Below are 22,802 nucleotides of genomic sequence, written 5' to 3'. Positions count from 1 at the left end.
TTTTCCTGCGTAAAGCGTAAAACGCAAAAAGGGTGTACAATAGAAACAATTGCAATTCATGGGGAGGATCAGCATATGACAGAGCATTGGAAGGAAGTGCTAGCCGTCGATCCGTATGTCGTCAAAAGCGCTTCATTGCTCGGTGACATCGATAGACAGCTCATCACTCTTTTATATCAGCCGCTTATTGGCATGTCCGCTTTCAGCTTATACATGACGCTGTGGGGAGAGCTGGAACAAAATCGTATGTGGGGGAAACCCGCACCTCATCGGCAGCTCATGGTCATGCTGCAAACGAATTTAAATGATATTTTTGAGGAACGTTTAAAGCTTGAAGCGATCGGTTTACTTCGCACATATGAACAGGAAACGGAAGAAGGCAGACTGTTTACATATGAGCTTGTGCCGCCGCTAAGACCAGATGAGTTTTTCCAGGATGGTATGCTGAATGTCCTGCTGTACCATCGTGTAGAGAAAGCAAAATATATGCAGCTTCGTGATTATTTTTCTTATCCAGGTGTTCCTGCAGAGGCAAAGAACATCTCGCGGTCGTTTGAAGAAGTCTTTCACGTATTGCAGCCAGGTGAACGCAGGATGACAGAAGAAATCAATCGGGCGTCATCACTTGATCAGGGCTATGAATATGTGACCGTTGGATCGAGTCAGCCGGCTCCGCTTTCAGACGAATCCTTTGATTTCGATCTATTGTTAGCGGGCATGTCTGATATGATGATTCCAAGAAAGGCTTTGACAAAGCAGGTGAAAGAAACCATTAAGAAGTTAGCCGTTGTATACGGCATCACTCCGCTTCAAATGCAAAATATTGTAGCAGGCGCCTGCGGTTCGGATCAAATGATCTCAACAGAAGAGCTGAGAAAAGCCGCAAGAGACTGGTACCAAATCGAATACAGAGGCGAGCAGCCAAAACTCATTGATCAAAAACAGCCTAGACACCTGCGTCAAGATGCTTCAAAAGCGCTAGCAGATACGCCAGATGCGAAATTGATTGAAAAGCTCGATCATATTTCGCCTCGGGAGCTGCTAAAAGATATGGCAGACGGCATTGAGCCAACGTATGCCGACTTAAGAATTGTCGAAGATATTATGCTCGAGCAGCAGCTAGAGCCAGGTGTCATGAACGTTTTGATCTACTATACATTACTGAAAACAGATATGAAGCTGTCGAAAACATATATGCAAAAAATCGCCGCTCATTGGGTGAGAAAGAAAATTAAAACCGTAGCGGCAGCCATGAAAATTGCCAAAGAAGAGAACAAGCAAATGACAGAGTGGGCGCAGCAGAAAAAACAGCGCAGCACATATGGATCAGGGAAAGTTGTCCGAGAAGAGAAGCTTCCTGACTGGATGAAAGAAACTGAAACGAAAGAACAGCCGGCAAAAGAACAAACAGACAGTCTGTCGACAGAAGACCTCGAACGAGAAAAAGAAAAACTGTTAGATCAGTTTAAAAATATGAAAAAGTACAATGCACATTAAGGTGAGGTGAGATGAGGATGAAACCGATCGGTCGTTCATTTGAACAGTTAAAAGGACGAGTAGATTTTCGTGTGAGATACAACCAGATTAAAGAGAGTGTGTTATCTGATGAAGATGTAAGGGCCTTTTTACAGGAGCATCAAGAAGAAATACACGAAGACATGATCAATCGTAGCTTGAACCGGCTTTTTGAATATGTGCAGCAGTCGAAGGGTTGTTCATATTGCTTAGATGAAGAGAACGTCAATGCGATTTTAGACGGGTATCACCCGAAGCTTGTGATCAAAGGTCAGAGTATTGATATTGAATATTCCCCCTGCCCAGTCAAGCTGCGGCTCGATAGACAGAAAAAACAGCAAGAGCTTATGAAAAGCATGTACATTCCGCAAAATGTTCTTCAAGCGACGTTCACTGATCTGAACGTTGTGGGAAGACAGGAAGTCATTCAAAAAGTAGGTCAATTCCTGCAAAGCTATGATGAGACGGGCAAAGGGAAGGGCTTATATTTACACGGAAAGTTTGGAGTAGGAAAAACGTATATTCTGGCAGCCATTGCGCAGCAGCTAGCGGAGAAGGAATACCCATCTCTCCTAGTGTACGTGCCTGAATTTGTGAGAGAGTTAAAAAATTCGTTAGCCGATCATACACTGGAAGCAAAGCTGAACATGGTCAAATCCACCCCTATTTTAATGCTTGATGATATTGGGGCAGAGTCGATGACAAGCTGGGTTCGAGATGAACTGCTCGGAACGATCTTACAATACCGTATGGCAGAGCAGCTGCCGACTTTCTTCTCTTCTAATTTCTCACCAAGTGAACTGAAACATCACTTTACGTACTCACAGCGCGGGGAAAAAGAAGAGGTCAAAGCCGCTCGTTTAATGGAACGGATTCTTTATTTAGCAGAGGCAGTCTTGCTCGAAGGAGAAAACCGCCGTCATTTATAAAAGCGTCTATCACCTGAAGGAGGAGCAAATGAAATGAACAAAAGAAAATGGCTGCTTTTTCTCGTGATTGCAGGTCTCGCTGCTTTACTTTGGTGGCTGAACAAACAGCACCTTCAGCTGGCGCCGAAAGATGTGAAGAATTGGGTGCTTCAATTTGGGCTGCTGGCTCCCTTTGTTTTTCTGTTCTTATCTCTTTTTCGCCCGTTTGTTCTCGTCCCACTTACGGTCTTTTCGCTGGCAGCAGGTTTAGCATTCGGCAGTGTTCTTGGGACGATTTATGCCCTCGTTGGTGCTACCGCCGGAGCAACAGGCTCCTTCCTGCTTGCCACAACCTTTCGTGCAAAAAAGGAAGGCAGAGAATCAAGCAGCCGGAAGCTGAGAGCGGTGACATCCCGCATTCAGGAGCATGGGTTTCTTTATATTTTGTTATTGCGTATTGCCCCGATCCATTTTGACTTTGTCAGCTATGCGGCAGCAGTTTCACGTGCGAATTATCGTGCATTCACGGCAGCTACTTTTTTAGGCTTAATACCGGGTACAGTTGCATTAAATGTCCTTGGCTCTAGCTTTGTCAGCGGCAATTATGCCGCCTTAGTGATCGTTTGTTTGATTTATCTGATCTTTATCTCCGTTCCGCTCATTTTAAAAAGAAAGATGCCTGATTTATTTTAGGCGTCTATTTTTTATGTTTCCCCCATATATATGTAACAGATGTCGTTAGGGGGGACAAACATGCTTGAAATAATCTTTGAAGATGAATATGATACCGCCGCTTTTTTACATCTTGCTGAACACTTGGACAGTCGGCATCACATGTCAATTCAACAAGGGAAAGACCGGCTTCTCATAGAGGCGAAGGAATCAGAAGAAGGACTTGAGCCCATTGTGCGGCCATTACTGGTTCACTTTTTTTTGGAATGCAAAGAAAATGAGCGCATGCGCAGCATCCTTGAAAACACCTATTTATTTAAAGATCCTGAAGAGCAGCACCAAATTCTTTCAATCGCCCACAGTATTATGAACGGGGATTTAGATGATATTCCCGGCATTCATCAAGAACCGTCAAGAGAAGCCCTGTTAACAAAGGAGCTTGAGACCATTTCTTTACAGCAAGGTATTTTTTCAATTGGTTCATTTATGACATTTAGACTGTCAGAGTATGACAGGAGGCTGAAGAACTATGTTGAAGTCTCCATTGAAGAATACAAAATGGAACAAGAATATCAAAACTTCATTCAATCCCTTCGAGACTATGTGATGGCAAGAGAACCGAAGCTCGAAAAAGTACATGTTGTGCATCAGGACCGCCTGATGATTTGGGAATTTCGGTACGCTTCTGAGCGTGATCAAAAACAATACATAGACAGACAGTTTGTAAGAGAGCATCCAATGTATATTGATTCGCAGCTGATTGCACCACTCGTATCCATAGCGCCGCAAAAGATTGACCTATTTACAAATGATACGGGTCACTCGATGGTGCAGACCATTCAAAATATTTTTCAAGAAAGGGTCGAGGTATTCCCGGCTCATTCATTTCAAGAACAGAATGTTCAATTTGTACATGACCATTTGGAACAGAAAAGTGAAAAGCTTTCTTGATTTTCACGAAAAAACGTTTTATAATACGGTGTAACTTCATATAGAGACCGTATTGATAAGGACATGAACAAATGAACACCCGCTTAAAGAGAGGGAAGCCGCGGCTGAAAGCTTCCTAGCAGAGGACCATTTGCTTTACCACCTTTGAACATCAGCTGTGAACTTTTTAGTAATGGCTGACGGGAATTCCCGTTATCGAACCACAAGCCGTGTTTGCTTATGAAAACGTAAGCTGCAAATACGGGAAAAAGGGTGGAACCACGATTCCGTTTATTCAACCTCGTCCCTTTCCAGGGGGCGGGGTTTTTATATTGCCAAAAAAAGGAGTGACCAGAGATGTCAGAACAAATTCAACTTACATTTCCAGATGGAGCAGTCAAGGAGTTTGACAAAACAGCTACAACAGAAGACATCGCGGCATCAATTAGCCCGGGCCTAAAGAAAAAAGCGCTTGCCGGTAAATTGAACGGCAAAGAAATAGATCTGCGTACGCCGCTATTAGAAAGTGGAACAATCGAGATCATCACAGATAAAAGTGAAGAAGCACTCGACATTATGCGCCACAGCACAGCACATTTGCTAGCACAGGCGATCAAACGTCTTTATGGAAAAGAGCATCATGTCCAGTTTGGCGTAGGTCCTGTGATCGAAAATGGTTTCTACTATGATGTCGACATCGATGTTGCCATCACACCTGAAGACTTACCTAAGATTGAAAAAGAAATGAAAAAAATCATTAACAGCAATTTGCCAATTGAGCGAATTGAAGTAACAAGAGAAGAAGCGAAAAAACGCTTTGAAGCGATTGGTGATCAATTGAAGCTTGAGCTGTTAGAGGCGATTCCAGAAGGTGAAGCCGTGACGATTTATGAGCAGGGTGAATTCTTTGACCTCTGCCGCGGCATTCACTTGCCATCAACAGGGAAAATCAAAGAGTTTAAGCTGTTAAGCCTTGCGGGTGCATACTGGAGAGGTGACAGCAACAATCAAATGCTTCAGCGTATTTACGGTACAGCTTTCTTCAGCAAAGAAGATTTAAATGAGCACTTACGCCTGCTTGAAGAAGCGAAAGAACGCGATCACCGTAAACTAGGAAAAGAGCTGAAACTGTTTGCGAACTCTCAAAAGGTAGGTCAAGGTCTACCGCTTTGGCTGCCAAAAGGCGCAACGATCCGCCGTGTTATTGAGCGTTACATTGTCGATAAAGAAGTACGTCTTGGTTATGAGCATGTGTATACACCAGTTCTTGCGAATGTCGAATTGTATAAAACTTCAGGGCACTGGGCGCATTATCAAGAAGACATGTTCCCAGTGATGGAAATGGATAACGAAGATCTTGTTCTTCGTCCTATGAACTGTCCGCACCATATGATGATTTACAAAAACGAGCCGCATAGCTATCGTGAATTGCCAATTCGTATTGCAGAGCTTGGTACAATGCACCGCTATGAAATGTCAGGTGCTTTATCCGGCCTTCAGCGTGTTCGCGGGATGACATTAAACGATGCACATATCTTTGTTCGTCCAGATCAAATCAAAGAAGAGTTCATTCGTACAGTTCGCTTAATTGAAGAAGTGTATCAAGACTTTGGCTTGAATGATTACACATTCCGCTTATCTTACCGTGATCCAGAAGATACTGAGAAGTATTTCGACGATGATGCGATGTGGAATAAAGCGCAATCGATGCTAAAGGATGCAATGGACGAGCTTGGTCATGATTATTATGAAGCAGAAGGAGAAGCGGCATTTTATGGTCCGAAGCTTGATGTACAGGTCAAGACAGCTCTTGGAAAAGAAGAGACATTGTCTACTGTACAGCTTGACTTCTTACTACCAGAGCGTTTCGATCTCACCTATATCGGAGAAGATGGCAAGCATCATCGTCCGGTCGTGATTCATAGAGGTGTTGTCTCTACAATGGAGCGCTTTGTTGCCTTCTTAATTGAAGAATACAAAGGAGCCCTTCCAACATGGCTGGCACCTGTACAATTCCAAGTCATCCCGGTTTCACCGTCTGTCCATTTAGACTATGCGAAAAAAGTACAAGAACGTTTGCAGCTTGAAGGCCTTCGTGTAGAGCTTGACAGCCGTGATGAAAAGATTGGATACAAAATTAGAGAAGCGCAAATGCAAAAGATCCCGTACATGCTAGTCGTCGGAGATCAAGAAGCAGAAAATGGCGCTGTCAATGTAAGAAAATACGGAGAGCAAGATTCAGAAACAATGGATCTTGAAGCCTTTGTGAAACATGCAGTAGCAGAAGCAAAAAAATAATACTTCCAATGAAGCAGTCAGTGATCTTTCTCTTGAGATCACTGGCTTTTTCTTTTTGAAAAAAATTCTCCACTGGTGATCCAGTTCCTTGAATGATACGTTTAGATAGTACGAAAGTATGGGTAAATATGTACTGTTGGTTCGAGACAAATTGGAGGAATGAAAGCGATGATGCAAACAACAAACACTTTATCATCACAACTATTGGAGCGGTCAGCAGTTCTTCGTGCGTTGGAACACTCACTGGCGATGATTGAATTTGATGTGACAGGTGAAGTTCTATGGGTCAATGATATTTTTGCAAAAGCCATGGGATATTCGAAGCAAGAGTTGATCGGTTTAAAACATAGACAGTTCTGTCCTCCGCATATTGCAGAACACGCAAGCTATCACATGTTCTGGAAGCGTTTGAAAGAGGGTCAAATCTTTCAGGAAAAGGTGCAGCGGACGACGAAGAATGGTGATAGCTTATGGCTTGAAGCGACATATACACCTGTCCGCAATGAAGAGGGGCACGTAGTGGGTGTTGTGAAAGTCGCAACAGACATAACAGAGAGAGAAAACACGATGAAACAGGTCGTAGACGACTTAAAGGAGATGTCTGCGAAATTAATGGAGCGTGCAGAAGTGGGCATCCAGCATAGTCAAAGAGTCAAAGTCTCCTTTGATCATATAGCAAACGAAACAGATCAAAATATGAGCTTACTAGAAGGATTAACAGAGCAGGTAGAGTCCATCAGCTCCATTGCTGCAACGATTAACAGCATTTCCTCACAAACTCAGCTGCTTGCATTAAATGCGGCGATAGAAGCTGCCCATGCGGGTTCCTATGGAAATGGCTTTAGTGTGGTGGCGGCAGAAATTCGAAAGCTTGCAACTGATTCAAAAGAAGCGATCGTCAAAGTAGATCAATATGTAAAGGCGATTCATGCAGAAGTAGAGAAGGTCAGCAGCGGAACGAGCCGGGCCAAGACAACCGTGTTTACAAACCATGACCTTGTGAAGCAGGCAAGCGAGGAATTTGTGAATGTAGGAGAAGCAGCCCGCGGCTTAGACCGGCAAGCACAAAGTCTAGCGGCAATTGTGTAGTTTGAGAACACAAAAAACACCCAATCTCGTCAGGAGAAGGGTGGTTTTTGTGTTCTATTTTAATATATCAAACAATTCATGTAAGTCTTTGATTTCATAATCTGGCGTTACATCTGTTTCATTTTTCTTGCCATGTCGATTGATCCAAACGGTTTGAATCCCAGCGCGAGATGCCCCAAGAATATCTGTTTTTGGATTGTCTCCAACCATGATCACATCGTCTTTTGTTAGATTTAACAGCTGAAGGCAGTGCTCAAAGATGCCAGGGTCAGGTTTGCCTTTCCCGTAATCTCCTGAAATCACAATTTCATTAAAATAAGGTGCAAGCTCAGGAACACCTGCCAGTTTTTCCTTTTGAAGACTAGGATCTCCGTTTGTTAAAAGGAGCAATTCATAGCTGCCTTTCAGGCGGTCTAAAACAGGATACGTTTCTTCATAGACAAATGGACGTTTTCTCCGCTCTGCTGCAAAGAAATCAGCCAAATATTGTCCAAATGCCTCATCGTCAATTCCTGCTTCTTTTAAGCCATTTGTCCAAGCGTTCTTGCGATATTCTGGTGCAAGGGCATTCAGCTTTTGAAAGCCTTCGCTAATCGGTTCACTAAAATTTGACCACAGTCCTTCGAAAGGATTAATTCCGATCATGACAGTATAATCATATGTTTCATAGGAAGAGTACAGCTTTCTTGCTTCTTCACGTACAATCTGTTCAAATGTTGCTGGATTCAGTCCATATTTCTTTTCCGCTTCGCGGCATGTTTCCTGAAAAGTTGTGTGAATGCTTTTTTCATCCCAAAGCAAAGTATCATCTAAATCGAAAAATACGGCTTTCATGATCTTCTCCCTTGTTATGTATGTGTTACCTTCAATTGCAAGTGACGGCTCATGTTCATTTTACAATAGAAGATGAGGGCAATAAAGAAAAGATTTGAGAGATCTTGGATCATTGACCGCACATGATAGAATAGAAAGACAGTAGATATAACATACATCAATTGAGGTGGCCGGTTTGCTTCATTTAATTATTATGATGATCGAGCGTGTGGGGATCATCGTTATTTTAGGGTTTGTGCTTGCCCATGTGAAGGGCTTTCGCAATCTATTGCTTCATAATGAAGGGTTTCGAAAAAAGGCAGTCCTTGTCTTTATTTTTGCTTCTTTTAGTATTATCAGCAATTACACAGGAATTGAAATCCAGCAGCAGATGGTCATGAATCATGAGTTTTCCTATCATCTTGGCTCATCAAGCTCGATCGCCAATACGAGAATCATGGGGATCGAAATGGGCGGATTGATAGGAGGGCCGTTTGTTGGCATTGGTGCAGGGCTTCTAGCTGGGCTTCATCGCTATTCATTAGGAGGGAGCACGGCACTCAGCTGTGCGATTTCTTCGATTTTAGCCGGTGTGATTGCAGGCTATGTCGGCAGCAGGTTTAAACGGAAGAATCGAATGGTGACACCTCGCCAAGCCGCACTTTTTGGTGTGGCAATGGAATCCTTGCAGATGATCATTATCCTTCTATTTGCAAAGCCATTTGCTGATGCTTGGGGGCTTGTGAGTATTATTGCCCTGCCGATGATTTTTGTGAATGGAATTGGCAGCTTTATCTTTTTATCGATTTTACAGTCAGTCATTCGGCAAGAAGAGCAGGCAAAGGCGATGCAGACACACCGCGTATTTTCGATCGCCGATCAAACGCTGCCTTTTTTCCGCCAAGGGTTAAATGAACAGTCATGTAAAAGTGTGGCGGAGATCATTCATCGATTAACAGAAACAGATGCGGTCTCCTTAACCGATACAGAAAAGATTTTAGCGCATGTCGGTGATGGGACGGATCATCATATTCCATCGAAAAGCCTAATTACAGGGCTGTCGAAACAAGTATTGATGAGCGGCAAAATTATGAAGGCGCATTCGAAAGACGAAATCAATTGTTCAGTCACTCATTGCCCGCTTCAAGCAGCGATTGTGCTGCCCCTCACCTCCAATGGTCAAACGATCGGAACATTAAAAATGTATTTCAATTCTCCGGTCGGATTAAGCAGGGTGGAAGAGGAGCTTGCAGAAGGCTTGGCGATGCTGTTCTCCACACAGCTTGAACTTGGAGAGGCAGAAACCCAAAGCCGCCTGTTGAAAGATGCAGAGATCAAAGCGCTTCAAGCGCAAGTGAATCCGCACTTTTTATTTAACGCCATTAATACCATCTCTGTTTTGTGCAGAACGAATGTAGAGATGGCAAGGAAGCTGCTGCTGCAGCTGAGTATTTATTTCCGGTCTAATTTGCAAGGCGCCCGCCAGCTGCTGATTCCGCTGCATAAAGAAATTCAGCATGTAGAGGCATATTTGTCGCTTGAACAAGCGAGGTTTCCAAATAAATACCATGTGGCCTTTCAAATTGAAAAGGAGCTGGAGCAGGTGATGATTCCTCCATTTGTGCTTCAGGTGCTTGTTGAAAACGCAGTGAGACACGCTTTTCCTAAACATCAAACGAGTTGTGAAGTCGTCGTTTCTGCTTTGATGAAAGATGGGCATGTTTATATGAAAGTGACTGATAATGGACAGGGAATCGAGAATGACAAGATGGCTCAGTTATTAAAAGCGCCTGTTGAATCCAAAGAAGGAACAGGTACGGCTCTTTTTAATTTAGATCAGCGGTTAAGAGGGATTTTTGGCAGACAAGCCGCTTTATCCATTCATAGCGGCCAAGGCACTGACATCTCATTTCGCATTCCAATGGACTATGTAAAAAAGGATGATTTTCGTTGATAAACGTATTAATCGTAGATGATGAAGTGTTAGCAAGAGACGAATTAAAATACTTATTACGCAGAACGAAAGAGGATGTTCAAATAGAGGAAGCAGAAAATATAGAATCAGCTTTTGACCGGATGGTGGATCATAAGCCGGACCTGCTCTTTTTAGACATTGATTTATCTGGTGAGAATGGATTTGATATTGCCAAAAGGCTCAACCGGATGTCTGATCCGCCAGCGATTGTATTTGCGACAGCCTTTGATCAATACGCGCTGAAGGCGTTTGAGGTAAGTGCGCTTGATTACTTAACGAAACCATTTGATGAAGAGCGGCTTTTGCAAACGATCCAAAAGTTTAAAAAGTGGAAATCTGTTGAGACGCAAGAGCACCAGCTGTCAGATGAGAAAATACCCCATCAGCAAAAATTAGCCATCTCAGTCGATGACTCAATTGTCATCCTGCAAGTTGAAGAGATCATGTATGTAGGGCTCAGTGAGGGGAAAAAGGTCGTGAAAACAAAGGATCACATGTATGAGGTCACAGAACCGCTTGTGGTCATTGAAAAGAAACTGCCTGAGGCTTACTTTATGAGGGTTCATCGAAGCTATATCGTGAACACCTCTCATATGAAAGAAGTACAGCCGTGGTTTAATTCGACGTATAATCTGCATATGACAGACGGGTCGATCATTCCTGTCAGCCGCACTTACGCCAAAGAACTAAAGAAGTCGCTCCTGCTAGAGTAGGACGGCTTTTTTTGTTTGTATTTCAATACTCGTTTTCTGCATTTCATTCATTGAATCCGGCGAGTTTGGTTGTAAACGCTTCATTCATTTATTTCATGCCGTATACTGAGGGCAGTCGAAGAAAGAGGTGAAGGGGCATGAGTGCCACTAAAGTATATGGATTTCTATCTCAAGCATTTATCTTTGCAACCGTAATGTTCGTTTCTAATCTCATTTCAATGTATTTACCAATTCCGATGCCTGCATCTGTGATTGGTCTGGTTCTATTATTTGTTTTGCTGACAACGAAAATCGTCAAACTGGAGCAGGTGGAGCAATTAGGTACATCATTGACAGGGCTCATTAGCTTTCTATTTGTTCCCTCTGGTATCTCGGTTATTCAATCACTAGGTGTCATGCAAGAAGTAGGTGTGCAAGTCATCGGTGTCATTATCATTGCAACGATTATGTTACTAGCAGCGACAGGGCTATTCTCGCAGCTTCTCATGCAATTATCAGAAAAACCACAGAAACATAAAGAGACAAAGGAGAGCAAATCGACTCCTTCTCATTCTAATAAACCAGCTTCAAGTACGCATTAAAGGAGGAAAGCAAGATGGGTACAAGTACGATGAGTCCTTATTTTGGTATAGTCGTCTCATTAGTCGCCTTTGGAATCGGTACATTCTTATTTAAAAAATCAAAAGGCTTCTTCTTATTCACACCACTTTTTGTGGCCATGGTGTTAGGCATTTTATTTTTAAAAATTGGCGGTTTTTCCTATGCAGATTATAATGAGGGCGGCAAGATTATCAAGTTTTTCTTAGAGCCTGCGACCATTGCTTTCGCTATTCCGCTTTATAAACAGCGTGCATTACTTAAAAAATATTGGTGGCAGATTTTATCCGCTATTTTTGTAGGATCACTTTGTTCCATTACAATTGTGTATGTCGTAGCAAAAGGAATTCATCTTGATGCGGCTGTAATGAAAAGTATGCTCCCACAGGCAGCGACGACAGCAATTGCTCTTCCGATTGCAAAGGATATTGGCGGAATTGCAGATATCACAGCCTTTGCGGTCATATTTAATGCAGTCATCGTGTATGCACTAGGTGCTTTCTTCTTAAAATGGTTTCGAATTAAAAATCCAGTGGCAAAAGGGCTTGCACTCGGTACATCAGGACATGCACTTGGCGTCTCTGTTGGGATTGAGATGGGTGAAGTGGAAGCAGCCATGGCAAGTATCGCCGTTGTGGTCGTAGGAGTTGTGACCGTCATTGTCATCCCAATCTTTATGCAATTCATTCTTTGATGGTGTCATTGTTTTGAAAAAGCCTTGCCCAATTCGTTTAATCATGCTAAAATGAAAAAGTTGTTTCAAGAGTTCGGTTACTTGACGGACAAATGAAAATTGTGTAGAATAATTAACGAATTGAATAGATATCACAAGCAGAAGCACCCGCTTCTCACCTGATTGACACGTGTTTGTAGTTGACAGGTTGACCGTACATTTATTTTTTCATGCAAATGTTCGCAGTGTGGGTGTTTTATATGCCCACACTTTTTGTTTGCCTGTAAAACATACAACGAAATGGTCAAAATGAATTGTGAACTCAATTCAAAATCTCATGGAGGTGGCTCACTATTAGCAAAGATCAATTAGTTAATGAAGGTATTCGTGCGCGTGAAGTTCGTTTGATCGGACAAAATGGCGATCAGCTGGGGATTAAAACCCGCCAGGAAGCTCTGGAAATTGCTACGAAAGCCAATCTTGACCTTGTGTTAGTTGCTGCAAATGCAAAACCACCTGTTTGCCGAATCATGGACTACGGTAAGTTCCGATTCGAACAGCAGAAGAAGGAAAAAGAGGCACGTAAGAATCAAAAAATCATTAGCTTAAAAGAAGTTCGGTTGAGCCCGACAATCGATGAACATGATTTTAACACGAAGCTCCGTAATGCAATCAAATTCCTTGAAAAGGGCGATAAAGTAAAAGCTTCTATCCGCTTTAAAGGCCGTGCGATTACGCATAAAGAAATCGGACAGCGCGTGTTAGACCGTTTCTCTGAAGCTTGCGCTGAAGTAGCAACAGTAGAAACAAAACCTAAGATGGACGGACGCAGCATGTTCCTCATGCTTGCACCAAAAGTCGAAAAGTAAAGTAACAGAGGGAGGAAACATCCAATGCCAAAAATGAAAACTCACCGCGGATCTGCTAAACGTTTCAAAAAAACAGGTTCTGGTAAACTTAAACGTTCTCATGCGTACACAAGTCACTTGTTCGCTAACAAATCTACAAAGCAAAAACGTAAATTGCGTAAGAGCGCAATCGTAAGTGCTGGAGATTTCAAACGTATCAAACAACAACTTGCAAACATCAAGTAATTTGGAATAGGAATCATAGGAGGGAATTACAATGCCAAGAGTAAAAGGCGGAACTGTGTCGCGTCAGCGTCGTAAAAAGGTTCTTAAATTAGCAAAAGGTTATTTCGGTTCAAAACATAGATTATACAAAGTAGCAAACCAACAGGTGATGAAATCTGGAAACTACGCTTTCCGTGACCGTCGTCAGAAAAAACGTGACTTCCGTAAACTATGGATCACTCGTATCAATGCTGCAGCTCGTATGAACGGTCTTTCTTACAGCCGTTTAATGCATGGCCTAAAGCTTTCTGGTATCGAAGTAAACCGCAAAATGCTTGCTGACCTTGCTGTGAATGACCTAAGTGCATTCAATCAGCTTGCTGATGCTGCAAAAGCACAACTAGACAAGTAAGTCATATAAAAGATCATTCCGTCGAGGGGTGATCTTTTTTGCTCATCATGTGAGGTGAAATGAATGAATATCGCGATGATTCTACTGCTGATCTTGGTAAATGGCTATGGTTTTTTTCTCATGGGAGAGGACAAGCGCCGGGCAAAAGCGCATAAATGGAGAATTTCAGAGGCGCACTTATGGAGTACTGCCGTAATTTTTGGGGCTGCTGGATCGTATCTAGGGATGCAGTATTTCCGTCATAAAACAAAGCATCCTGCCTTTCAAATGGGCATGCCTGTGTTAATCATGGTGCAGTTGATCATATTAGGATATATCCAGTTCATCTGAAAAAGGAGCAGACGCCATCAAGACGGCGTGTCTGCTCCTTTTTTTTGTTTGATTTTTTTAATGGGCTGATCCCAATCAATTTTTGTTTGAGGATAACGTTCGATAATGTTTTCCTCCAATTTTTCAAAGTCTTCTAATGTAAATTCACTTAGCTTCTCGGGTGACTCCGTCCAAACGTAAATGGAGTGGACAAACAGAGGATGATCCTTAGAAGGAACATGCTTCTCCCCTTCAAACAAGACTCCTTTATAGACGAAATTAAAATTTTTACGTGCATTTTGCTGTTCGTCCATAAAATAAAAGCCTTCTTTTAATTGTGCTTGTTTCAGCTTTCTTCTCGGATTTGAGAAGAATTTTACCGCCATGTAGAAGATGTAGACAAGCAGTGCAACAAGAGCTAGTCTAATGAGGATTACAAACATGACAGGATGCACCTCCAATACCGTTATCTGATGTACTACGAATGAAAAGGCCAAAAGGTTTCAACTTTTTTTAAAAAAATATTTCGGAAAACGAAAAAATATTCATAAAAAGATCGTATTGAACGAAAGAGGTTTTGTATAATAAGAATGCACCATGAAGATAAAGGAGGATATATGGAATGACAAAGCTAGATCAAACATTAACTATGCTGAAAGACCTAACGGATGCAAAAGGGATTCCAGGAAATGAACGTGATGTCAAAAAAGTCATGCAGACATACATAGAATCATATGCAGATGAAGTCTCTAGTGACCGCCTTGGCAGCTTAATCGCTAAGAAGGAAGGAAACGCAAACGGACCTAAAATTATGCTCGCTGGTCACTTAGATGAAGTAGGATTCATGGTGACAAAAATTGATGACAAAGGCTACATTCGCTTCCAAACAGTCGGCGGCTGGTGGTCACAGGTCATGCTCGCGCAGCGTGTCACCATTGTGACGAAAAAGGGAGACATTACAGGTGTGATTGGCTCAAAGCCGCCGCACGTCTTGTCACCTGAAGCTCGAAAAAAATCGATTGAGATTACAGATATGTTTATTGATATTGGTGCATCAAGCAAAGAACAGGTAATGGAGTGGGGCGTTCTGCCTGGAGATCAAATCGTTCCTTATTTTGAATTTACAGTGATGAATGATGAAAAAATGCTCCTTGCAAAGGCATGGGACAACCGTATCGGCTGTGCAGTAGCGATTGATGTCATGAAGAACTTACACAATGCTCAGCATGAGAATATTGCTTACAGTGTTGCAACTGTACAAGAGGAGGTTGGCCTGCGTGGTGCCAAAACAGCAGCGGCTACGATCCAGCCTGATATTGGATTTGCCATTGATGTTGGTGTAGCAGGAGACACGCCAGGCATCACTGAAAAAGAAGCAACAAGCAAACTTGGCAAAGGACCAACGATTGTTGTATTTGATGCTTCGATGGTATCCCATAAAGGGCTTCGGGATTTTGTTGTCCAAACAGCGGATGAATTGAACATTCCTTACCAATATGACTCAATGCCTGGCGGTGGGACAGATGCTGGCGGTATCCATTTAACAGGTCATGGCGTGCCATCACTATCTATCGGAATACCAAGCAGATATATTCATACCCATGCAGCGATGATTCACCGGGATGATTATGAAAATGCAGTGAAGCTTTTAACAGAAGTGATCAAAAGACTTGATCAAAAAACGGTTGAGCAGATTACGTACGGTTCTTAATAGGTAAGCCTTTCCTCAGTATAGGGGAAAGGCTTTTTTATTCCATTGAATTTCCCAGGAAATGAACGTTGTTTTTTGATTACGTCAAAAGAACTGTTTTTAACAGAAGAAGAAAAAATATTCTAGTGAATAAGGCACATGTGATCTGGCCTTTATTTTTGTAAGATGAAAGCAATAAAAAGGACAGAGCCTAAAGAACGCCCTGTCAAAAGAGAGTTTATGGAAGTAGGTGAAGCTATCTTAAGAATAAACATATTATTCTTATTAGTCAACTTGGTTTTAAAAGAAAGAAAAATCAATCAATTTATGTTATATTTGTAACAAATTGTTTGTGCGAAGGGGATGGTTAAATGAATGCGGTTACAATTGTCATAGGATCTATGTGTATTTTAGCGATTGCCTATCGTCTTTATGGCACATTTATGATGGTCAAGGTATTAAAGGTGACAGACGATCATCCTACACCGGCTCACACATTAGAGGACGGGAAAGATTATGTGCCAACCAATAAATGGGTCACATTTGGGCATCACTTTGCTGCGATTGCAGCTGCCGGTCCGTTAGTGGGTCCGATTTTAGCCGCACAATTTGGGTATTTACCGGGTCTCCTTTGGCTGTTAATTGGCGCAGTGATTGGCGGAGCTGTACATGATCTTGTCGTCTTATTTGCGTCGATGCGAAAAAAGGGGAAATCATTATCAGAGGTAGCAAAGGAAGAGCTAGGACCTGTAGCAGGATTTTGTACAGGGCTTGCGATGCTGTTTATCATTACGATCACAATGGCAGGACTGTCTATGGTTGTGCTTCATGCATTAGAACGTAACCCTTGGGGGACATTTGCAGTCGGAATCACGATTCCAATTGCGATGGGGGTTGGTCTTTATTATAAAAAGACAGGCAATTTAAAACTGGCCACAACTGCGGGATTTATTTTGCTGATGGTTGGTGTATTCCTTGGTCCGAATATTCAAGGAACGGCACTTGGTGATCTTTTAACACTTGATACAAAAACGCTTGCTCTTGCCCTGCCGATCTATGCTTTTTTTGCTGCGGCATTGCCGGTTTGGCTGCTGCTCGCACCGAGGGACTATTTAAGCAGCTTTATGAAAATAGGTGTTTTTATCGCACTGATTGCCGGAATCTTTGTCGTCAATCCAACGATTCAATTCCCAGCCTTTACGGAGTTTGTGAATGGAGGAGGCCCGGTTTTAGCTGGTCCTGTCTGGCCTTTTATTTCTATTACCATTGCTTGCGGGGCCATTTCTGGTTTCCACGCATTTGTTGGGTCAGGGACAACGCCTAAGATGCTTGACCGCTGGAGCGATATGAAGCCTGTCGCGTTTGGCGCAATGCTAGTAGAATGCCTAGTTGGCATTATGGCGTTAATTGCCGCTACGGCTCTTCATCCAGGAGATTATTTTGCGATTAACAGTACGCCAGAAGTGTTCCGAACGCTCGGGATGAGTGTTGAGAATCTTCCGCAGCTGAGTAAGGAAATTGGCCTTGATTTAGAAGGAAGAACGGGTGGAGCTGTGACATTAGCTGTAGGGATGGCGTATATCTTTACGGGAATTCCGTTCTTTAGTCATTTGGCGTCTTATTTTTTCCAATTCGTCATTATGTTTGAAGCTGTCTTTATTTTAACCGCTATTGATGCTGGAACGCGTGTGGCGCGTTATTTGATTCAAGATTTCTTTGGCGAAGCATATAAACCGCTTAAACGAAATGACTGGGTACCTGGGTCGGTATTTGCAAGTGCGCTTGCGTGTTTTATGTGGGGATACTTGCTTTACTCTGGAGACATCGGGTCCATTTGGGCGCTGTTTGGGGTTTCGAATCAGTTAATGGCATCAGTCGGATTAATCATCGGGGCAACCGTTGTATTAAAAATTGCAGATAAAAGGCGATATATGCTGACTTGTTTAATTCCACTTGCCTACTTATATGTGACAGTGAATTATGCGGGCTATTGGATGGTAGCAAATGTATACCTTAATCCTGAGGCATCAGGTTACAGCGTGCTGAATGCGGTGCTGTCAATTATCATGCTGATCTTAGGGTTTGTGATCATTGTGTTTGCAATTAAAAAATGGGTCGAAATTTGGCGTGATCCAGCACTTCGGATGGAAACACCGATCACTGGCTAAATGAAAAAGCCGGTTTGCTGTGATAAGCAAACCGGCTTCTTTTATTGCTGCTGATGAGGCTTTAAGCCTTGCTCTAGTGTCTCGAGGATCTCGTTCTTCTCGTTTTCTGATGCTTCTTGCCATAGCACCTCGAACAACACGCCAAGGCCTGGCAGCATTTTTTCCTCGCCGCTTTGAATGGCATCTAAAATCGTATGTTCAAGCTGCTCTTGATTATGGCCAGTGATATTTTGAATGACTGCGCCTCTTAAATTAAAATCCATTGCCCACACTCCTTTTTTGATGGTAATAGCCCTATTCTGTCTCAAAGACAGGTTTATTATGTAGTGTGCATGAGATATAATAAATTCATGATATTTAAAGGAGTTAAAATCGCTTGAAATATATAGAATCAGCTAAAAACACAAACATCAAACAGTGGAAAAAGCTCCATACGAAAAAAGAACGTACGAAAACGGGGCTGTTTCTCGTTGAGGGAATACACTTAGTCGAAGAAGCATTGAAGAGCGGAGCTGTGAAAGAATTAATGGCCACATCGCCTGATAAGCTTCCTTCTCATATCGATCCTGACATTGAACTTTATGAACTGAGCGAAGAAGCCTTTTCTGCCATGACCGAAACGGAAACGCCTCAGCACATCGCGGCGGTTTGTACAGTTCCTGTATTTGAAGAAAAGAAGTATGAACGACTTCTTCTGTTAGATGCAGTGCAGGACCCAGGAAATCTAGGCACACTCATTCGGACAGCAGATGCCGCTGGTCTTGATGCTGTAATCTTAGGTGATGGAACAGTCGATGCGTTTAACGGAAAAACGCTCCGTTCAGCACAAGGATCGCATTTCCACCTGCCAATTTTAAAGCAAACCCTTCAGCAGGCAATACAAGCATGTAAGGAGCAAGGCATACCTGTATACGGAAGCGCCTTGAAAAATGCGAAAGCGTATAGAAGCGTAACGGCAGAAGGTCCTTTTGCATTAATTGTTGGCAATGAAGGAGCAGGGATTGACCAAGAGATTCTGCAAATGACAGACCAGAATTTATATGTGCCGATGTATGGTCAGGCAGAATCATTAAATGTGGCTGTTGCAGCAGCTGTTCTCGTCTATCATTTGCGTGGATAGTGTTGCAACATGCGCTTATTTTCACTATAATGAAACTAATATTTTAAAAACCATGATAGAGGAAGATTGTTTCAAGGAGCGTCCTTATAGGGAGAATGCATCGTAGACTGAAAGTGCATTTAAGGAATGCTGAAACAGGAATTCACCTCTGGAGTTGTCACCGGGACCGCAAGCTTTGCGTAAAGGTGAACCGGATTCGTTTGATTCCGTTATGTCAATGAAGCTTATTCGCACATGCATTTGTGCTTAACAAGGGTGGTACCGCGACCACAACTCGTCCCTTCTTTTTTAGAGGGACGGGTTTTTTATTGTCTTCAAACGATCAAACAGCCGTTTATCCAGACGGTTTTGTATATCAAAAGGAGGATTACACTCATGCAAGAAACGTTAAAACAGCTTGAAACAGAGGCGATAGCGAAGGTTGAAGCAGCTAGCTCGCTCAAAGAAGTCAATGACATTCGTGTTCAATATTTAGGGAAAAAAGGGCCAATCACAGAGGTGCTTCGCGGAATGGGCAAGCTCTCCGCAGAAGAAAGACCGAAAATGGGCGCACTCGCAAACGAAGTAAGAGAGCAGATTGCAAATGCCATTGCTGAAAAAAATGAACAGCTGGAAAAAGAAGAAGTGAAGAAGAAACTTGCGTCTCAAACGATTGATGTTACATTGCCAGCAAGCCCAATCAAAATAGGGGCAAGACATCCATTAACAATAGTTGTCGAAGATATTGAAGATTTATTTATTGGTATGGGCTATACCGTTGAGGAAGGTCCTGAGGTGGAAACGGATTATTATAACTTTGAAGCGCTGAATCTTCCAAAGGAGCATCCAGCACGTGATATGCAGGACAGCTTCTATATTACCGAGGATACACTGATGAGAACACAAACGTCACCAGTTCAAGCACGTACACTCGAAAAATATAAAGGACAAGGTCCTGTGAAGATCATCTGCCCTGGGAAAGTATATAGACGAGACAGTGATGACGCGACTCATTCACATCAATTCATGCAGATTGAAGGCCTTGTTGTCGATCACAATATTAGCATGAGTGATCTAAAAGGAACGCTTGAGACAGTCGCAAGAAAAATGTTTGGTGAAGATCGTGAAATTAGACTCCGTCCAAGCTTTTTCCCATTCACAGAACCATCTGTCGAAGTCGATGTGTCTTGCTTTAAATGCGGCGGAAAGGGCTGTTCAGTATGTAAAGGAACAGGCTGGATAGAGATTTTAGGAGCAGGGATGGTTCATCCAAATGTCCTGAAAATGAGCGGATTTGATCCAGAAACTTACCAAGGCTTTGCTTTTGGAATGGGTGTTGAACGTATTGCGATGCTAAAATACGGCATTGATGATATTCGCCATTTCTACACAAATGATATTAGATTCACAAAGCAATTCAAGCAGGACTAAGAGGAGGAAATCAACATGTTTGTTTCATATAAATGGTTAGAAGACTATGTCGATTTAGAAGGCATTCAGCCGGATGAATTAGCAGAAAAGATCACAAGAAGCGGAATTGAAGTGGAAGCCGTTGAATATAAAGGAGAAGGCATCAAAGGGGTTGTCGTTGGACATGTCATTGAGCGTGAACAGCACCCAAATGCGGATAAATTAAACAAATGTCTTGTTGATATCGGCGAAGACGCTCCAGTGCAAATTATTTGCGGGGCTCCGAATGTGGATAAAGGACAATATGTGGCCGTCGCAACGGTTGGCGCAGTCCTTCCAGGGAACTTTAAAATTAAAAAAGCAAAGCTGCGTGGCGAAGAGTCTCATGGCATGATTTGTTCTCTGCAAGAATTAGGCGTAGAAAGCAAACTCGTACCAAAGGAATATGCAGAAGGCATTTTTGTTTTCCCAAATGACGTCAAACCCGGAGATGATGCCCTTCAGGCACTTCAATTAGACGATGCGGTACTTGAGCTTGGTTTAACACCAAACCGTGCGGATGCCCTGAATATGCTCGGTGTGGCTTATGAGGTTGCAGCCATTTTAGGGAGAGACATCAAACTTCCTGATACAGCACATGACACCTCTTCAGAAAAAGCAGCAGACTATATCTCTGTGAAAATTGAGGATCAAGAAGCAAATCCACTTTATGCAGCGAAGATCATTAAAAATGTAAAGGTTGGCCCAGCACCGCTTTGGATTCAAACAAGATTGATGAATGCAGGCATTCGACCAATTAACAACGTCGTCGATATTACAAACTTTGTACTGCTTGAATACGGTCAGCCGCTTCATGCATTTGATTATGACCGCTTTGGTTCAAAGCAGGTGGTCGTACGTAAAGCGTCTGATAGCGAAATCATTCAAACACTGGATGAACAAGAACGTACATTGTCATCAAAGCATCTAGTGATCACTAATGGGACGAAAGCGCACGCTGTAGCAGGCGTCATGGGCGGTCTTGAATCTGAGGTGCGTGATGAGACGACAACGATTCTTTTAGAAGCGGCATATTTCAACGGTCAAACGGTCCGTCAAGCATCTAGAGACTTAGGGCTTCGCAGTGAATCAAGCACACGATTTGAAAAAGGACTTGACCCGCAGCGTACAAAACCTGCAGCCGAAAGAGCAGCGCAATTGATCAGTCTCTATGCAGGTGGTGAAGTGCTAAGCGGGACTGTGGAGGAAAACCACCTTGAAGCAAGTATGAATGTCATCCACGTATCAACTGAGCGTGTGAATAAGGTGCTTGGCATGAGCATTTCAAAAAAAGATATGATGCAAATTTTCAACAAACTTGGTTTTACAGTGGGCGAATCAAATGACGTTCTTGTCGTAACGGTTCCTTCTCGTAGAATGGATATCACGATTGAAGAAGACCTCATTGAAGAAGTTGCCAGATTATACGGCTATGATAATATTCCGTCTACACTGCCTGCGACAGCTGGTACAGTTGGCGGTCTCACGCCGTATCAAGTGAAGCGCAGGAAGGTTAGACGTTTCTTAGAAGGCGCAGGTCTTTCTCAAGCGATCACGTATTCATTGACAAATCAGCATAAGTCTACAGCTTTTGCACTGAATCCAGCTTATAAAACGAGGCTTTCCCTGCCAATGAGTGAAGAACGAAGTGTGCTCAGACAAAGTCTTCTGCCAAACTTACTTGATTCTGTTGCATATAACTTGGCAAGACAAGCTGATTCATTTGGCTTTTATGAAACGGGTTCTGTGTTCTTAGCAGAAGCTGAAGGAGAAAAACCAGTGGAAAAAGAGCATGTCGCTGGAGCGCTGACAGGCTTATGGCACAAAAATCTTTGGCAGGGCGAGAAAAAAGCCGTTGATTTTTATGTAGCGAAAGGAATTGCAGAAGGTCTATTTGAAAAGCTTGGTGTATCAGACCAAATCACATATGTTCAAGCAGAGCGTGAGGGTCTTCATCCAGGTCGTACAGCAGATGTTCATTTAAATGGAAAAGTCATTGGGTTTGTTGCTGCTCTCCATCCAGTCATTGAAAAGGAATTAGATTTAAAAGAAACATATGTCTTCGAGTTTGATTTAACAGATGTGATGACGTCTGAATCGAAGGATATGAAATATACAGCGATTCCGAGATTCCCTGCTGTGACAAGAGATATTGCACTCGTTGTAGATCAGCATATCTCAAGCGGACAGCTGGAGCGGGTCATCTATGAGGCAGGCGGGGATTTATTGACAGACCTATCCGTCTTTGATGTGTATGAGGGTGAACATATGGAAGAAGGCAAAAAATCCGTTGCATTCTCTCTCCAATATTTAAATCCGGAGCAAACATTGACAGAGGAAGAAGTGACGGCTGTTCATACAAAAGTATTGAAAGCATTAGAAGATACGTATCAAGCCGTCTTGCGCGGTTAAAGAAAAA

General features: G+C 42.7%; 22 protein-coding genes and 2 other annotated features. Of the genes, 19 read left to right on the top strand and 3 right to left on the bottom strand.

Features of this window, described 5'->3' with window-relative positions:
- Window positions 1–75: 75 nt before the first annotated feature.
- The 6 genes from dnaB to C6Y07_RS06495 all read left to right on the top strand — a co-directional run bounded on the left by dnaB (window position 76) and on the right by C6Y07_RS06495 (window position 7,412).
- Entirely contained in the window at window positions 76–1,497 is a 1,422-nt protein-coding gene (gene dnaB, locus C6Y07_RS06525; RefSeq protein ID WP_106031196.1) for a replicative helicase loading/DNA remodeling protein DnaB, read from the top strand.
- Window positions 1,498–1,514: 17 nt separating this feature from the next.
- Window positions 1,515–2,444, top strand: a complete 930-nt coding sequence (gene dnaI, locus C6Y07_RS06520; RefSeq protein WP_034662053.1) for a primosomal protein DnaI — start codon at window positions 1,515–1,517, stop codon at window positions 2,442–2,444.
- A 33-nt stretch (window positions 2,445–2,477) separates the two neighbouring features.
- Window positions 2,478–3,116 carry a TVP38/TMEM64 family protein gene (locus C6Y07_RS06515; RefSeq protein WP_060596974.1) on the top strand — a complete coding sequence of 213 codons (639 nt, stop codon included), beginning with the start codon at window positions 2,478–2,480 and terminating at the stop codon, window positions 3,114–3,116.
- Between the two features lie 60 nt (window positions 3,117–3,176).
- A complete protein-coding gene (gene ytxC / locus C6Y07_RS06510; RefSeq protein WP_034661819.1) occupies window positions 3,177–4,046 on the top strand; it encodes a putative sporulation protein YtxC in 870 nt (289 codons plus the stop codon).
- A gap of 43 nt (window positions 4,047–4,089) precedes the next feature.
- Window positions 4,090–4,337, top strand: a binding site (T-box leader).
- Window positions 4,338–4,382: 45 nt separating this feature from the next.
- A complete protein-coding gene (thrS, locus tag C6Y07_RS06500) occupies window positions 4,383–6,323 on the top strand; it encodes a threonine--tRNA ligase (protein WP_034661816.1) in 1,941 nt (646 codons plus the stop codon).
- Window positions 6,324–6,491: 168 nt separating this feature from the next.
- On the top strand, window positions 6,492–7,412 hold the full coding sequence (locus C6Y07_RS06495) for a methyl-accepting chemotaxis protein (protein ID WP_060596972.1): 921 nt from the start codon (window positions 6,492–6,494) through the stop codon (window positions 7,410–7,412).
- Window positions 7,413–7,466: 54 nt separating this feature from the next.
- On the opposite strand, the gene C6Y07_RS06490 is transcribed toward C6Y07_RS06495, so the two are convergent.
- Complete coding sequence (locus C6Y07_RS06490; protein ID WP_060596971.1) at window positions 7,467–8,246, bottom strand: HAD family hydrolase; 780 nt, start codon at window positions 8,244–8,246, stop codon at window positions 7,467–7,469.
- A 175-nt stretch (window positions 8,247–8,421) separates the two neighbouring features.
- Between C6Y07_RS06490 and C6Y07_RS06485 the strand changes: the two genes are divergently transcribed.
- The 8 genes from C6Y07_RS06485 to C6Y07_RS06450 all read left to right on the top strand — a co-directional run bounded on the left by C6Y07_RS06485 (window position 8,422) and on the right by C6Y07_RS06450 (window position 13,998).
- Complete coding sequence (locus C6Y07_RS06485; RefSeq protein ID WP_060596970.1) at window positions 8,422–10,179, top strand: sensor histidine kinase; 1,758 nt, start codon at window positions 8,422–8,424, stop codon at window positions 10,177–10,179.
- The gene (locus tag C6Y07_RS06480) at window positions 10,176–10,913 is read left to right on the top strand and encodes a LytR/AlgR family response regulator transcription factor (RefSeq protein ID WP_034661809.1); all 738 of its coding nucleotides are present in this window, start codon (window positions 10,176–10,178) and stop codon (window positions 10,911–10,913) included. The genes C6Y07_RS06485 and C6Y07_RS06480 overlap by 4 nt, the downstream gene beginning before the upstream one ends.
- 137 nt (window positions 10,914–11,050) lie before the next feature.
- Window positions 11,051–11,494, top strand: a complete 444-nt coding sequence (gene lrgA / locus C6Y07_RS06475) for an antiholin-like murein hydrolase modulator LrgA (RefSeq protein ID WP_106156439.1) — start codon at window positions 11,051–11,053, stop codon at window positions 11,492–11,494.
- Between the two features lie 14 nt (window positions 11,495–11,508).
- Complete coding sequence (gene lrgB / locus C6Y07_RS06470) at window positions 11,509–12,204, top strand: antiholin-like protein LrgB (protein ID WP_170966027.1); 696 nt, start codon at window positions 11,509–11,511, stop codon at window positions 12,202–12,204.
- A 129-nt stretch (window positions 12,205–12,333) separates the two neighbouring features.
- Window positions 12,334–12,465 (top strand) — a sequence feature (ribosomal protein L20 leader region).
- Between the two features lie 71 nt (window positions 12,466–12,536).
- On the top strand, window positions 12,537–13,052 hold the full coding sequence (infC, locus tag C6Y07_RS06465) for a translation initiation factor IF-3 (protein WP_024718649.1): 516 nt from the start codon (window positions 12,537–12,539) through the stop codon (window positions 13,050–13,052).
- Between the two features lie 24 nt (window positions 13,053–13,076).
- Entirely contained in the window at window positions 13,077–13,277 is a 201-nt protein-coding gene (rpmI, locus tag C6Y07_RS06460; protein WP_003216324.1) for a 50S ribosomal protein L35, read from the top strand.
- Window positions 13,278–13,308: 31 nt separating this feature from the next.
- Window positions 13,309–13,668, top strand: coding sequence for a 50S ribosomal protein L20 (gene rplT / locus C6Y07_RS06455; RefSeq protein WP_003216409.1), 360 nt, complete (start codon window positions 13,309–13,311; stop codon window positions 13,666–13,668).
- 63 nt (window positions 13,669–13,731) lie between these two features.
- Window positions 13,732–13,998: a DUF1294 domain-containing protein gene (locus tag C6Y07_RS06450; protein ID WP_106156437.1), complete on the top strand. Its 267-nt coding sequence runs from the start codon at window positions 13,732–13,734 to the stop codon at window positions 13,996–13,998.
- A 17-nt stretch (window positions 13,999–14,015) separates the two neighbouring features.
- On the opposite strand, the gene C6Y07_RS06445 is transcribed toward C6Y07_RS06450, so the two are convergent.
- Window positions 14,016–14,420 carry a hypothetical protein gene (locus C6Y07_RS06445; protein ID WP_003216690.1) on the bottom strand — a complete coding sequence of 135 codons (405 nt, stop codon included), beginning with the start codon at window positions 14,418–14,420 and terminating at the stop codon, window positions 14,016–14,018.
- A 179-nt stretch (window positions 14,421–14,599) separates the two neighbouring features.
- On the opposite strand from C6Y07_RS06445, the gene C6Y07_RS06440 reads away from it, so the two are divergent.
- Entirely contained in the window at window positions 14,600–15,688 is a 1,089-nt protein-coding gene (locus C6Y07_RS06440; RefSeq protein ID WP_060596968.1) for a M42 family metallopeptidase, read from the top strand.
- A gap of 350 nt (window positions 15,689–16,038) precedes the next feature.
- Window positions 16,039–17,835, top strand: a complete 1,797-nt coding sequence (gene cstA, locus C6Y07_RS06435; RefSeq protein ID WP_060596967.1) for a carbon starvation protein CstA — start codon at window positions 16,039–16,041, stop codon at window positions 17,833–17,835.
- A gap of 41 nt (window positions 17,836–17,876) precedes the next feature.
- On the opposite strand, the gene sspI is transcribed toward cstA, so the two are convergent.
- A complete protein-coding gene (gene sspI / locus C6Y07_RS06430) occupies window positions 17,877–18,098 on the bottom strand; it encodes a small acid-soluble spore protein SspI (protein WP_003216243.1) in 222 nt (73 codons plus the stop codon).
- A 113-nt stretch (window positions 18,099–18,211) separates the two neighbouring features.
- On the opposite strand from sspI, the gene C6Y07_RS06425 reads away from it, so the two are divergent.
- The 3 genes from C6Y07_RS06425 (at window position 18,212) to pheT (ending at window position 22,795) form a co-directional block, all read left to right on the top strand.
- Complete coding sequence (locus C6Y07_RS06425) at window positions 18,212–18,955, top strand: TrmH family RNA methyltransferase (RefSeq protein ID WP_106156435.1); 744 nt, start codon at window positions 18,212–18,214, stop codon at window positions 18,953–18,955.
- Between the two features lie 375 nt (window positions 18,956–19,330).
- Window positions 19,331–20,365 carry a phenylalanine--tRNA ligase subunit alpha gene (gene pheS / locus C6Y07_RS06420; protein ID WP_106031202.1) on the top strand — a complete coding sequence of 345 codons (1,035 nt, stop codon included), beginning with the start codon at window positions 19,331–19,333 and terminating at the stop codon, window positions 20,363–20,365.
- A 15-nt stretch (window positions 20,366–20,380) separates the two neighbouring features.
- Window positions 20,381–22,795, top strand: coding sequence for a phenylalanine--tRNA ligase subunit beta (pheT, locus tag C6Y07_RS06415; RefSeq protein ID WP_066030573.1), 2,415 nt, complete (start codon window positions 20,381–20,383; stop codon window positions 22,793–22,795).
- Window positions 22,796–22,802: the final 7 nt, after the last annotated feature.

It is taken from the genome of Bacillus sp. LNXM12-1 (genome assembly GCF_003004375.1).
Classification (GTDB): Bacteria; Bacillota; Bacilli; order Bacillales; family Bacillaceae; genus Bacillus.
The sequence above is the reverse complement of the archived record's forward strand: the minus strand, read 5'-3'. Positions and strand labels throughout refer to the sequence as shown.

Coding starts and splice junctions, on each gene's coding strand:
- dnaB (WP_106031196.1), top strand. CDS start 76: ATGACAGAGCATTGGAAGGAAGTGCTAGCCGTCGATCCGTATGTCGTC.
- dnaI (WP_034662053.1), top strand. CDS start 1,515: ATGAAACCGATCGGTCGTTCATTTGAACAGTTAAAAGGACGAGTAGAT.
- C6Y07_RS06515 (WP_060596974.1), top strand. CDS start 2,478: ATGAACAAAAGAAAATGGCTGCTTTTTCTCGTGATTGCAGGTCTCGCT.
- ytxC (WP_034661819.1), top strand. CDS start 3,177: ATGCTTGAAATAATCTTTGAAGATGAATATGATACCGCCGCTTTTTTA.
- thrS (WP_034661816.1), top strand. CDS start 4,383: ATGTCAGAACAAATTCAACTTACATTTCCAGATGGAGCAGTCAAGGAG.
- C6Y07_RS06495 (WP_060596972.1), top strand. CDS start 6,492: ATGATGCAAACAACAAACACTTTATCATCACAACTATTGGAGCGGTCA.
- C6Y07_RS06490 (WP_060596971.1), bottom strand. CDS start 8,246: ATGAAAGCCGTATTTTTCGATTTAGATGATACTTTGCTTTGGGATGAA.
- lrgA (WP_106156439.1), top strand. CDS start 11,051: ATGAGTGCCACTAAAGTATATGGATTTCTATCTCAAGCATTTATCTTT.
- lrgB (WP_170966027.1), top strand. CDS start 11,509: ATGGGTACAAGTACGATGAGTCCTTATTTTGGTATAGTCGTCTCATTA.
- rpmI (WP_003216324.1), top strand. CDS start 13,077: ATGCCAAAAATGAAAACTCACCGCGGATCTGCTAAACGTTTCAAAAAA.
- rplT (WP_003216409.1), top strand. CDS start 13,309: ATGCCAAGAGTAAAAGGCGGAACTGTGTCGCGTCAGCGTCGTAAAAAG.
- C6Y07_RS06450 (WP_106156437.1), top strand. CDS start 13,732: ATGAATATCGCGATGATTCTACTGCTGATCTTGGTAAATGGCTATGGT.
- C6Y07_RS06445 (WP_003216690.1), bottom strand. CDS start 14,420: ATGTTTGTAATCCTCATTAGACTAGCTCTTGTTGCACTGCTTGTCTAC.
- C6Y07_RS06440 (WP_060596968.1), top strand. CDS start 14,600: ATGACAAAGCTAGATCAAACATTAACTATGCTGAAAGACCTAACGGAT.
- cstA (WP_060596967.1), top strand. CDS start 16,039: ATGAATGCGGTTACAATTGTCATAGGATCTATGTGTATTTTAGCGATT.
- sspI (WP_003216243.1), bottom strand. CDS start 18,098: ATGGATTTTAATTTAAGAGGCGCAGTCATTCAAAATATCACTGGCCAT.
- pheS (WP_106031202.1), top strand. CDS start 19,331: ATGCAAGAAACGTTAAAACAGCTTGAAACAGAGGCGATAGCGAAGGTT.
- pheT (WP_066030573.1), top strand. CDS start 20,381: ATGTTTGTTTCATATAAATGGTTAGAAGACTATGTCGATTTAGAAGGC.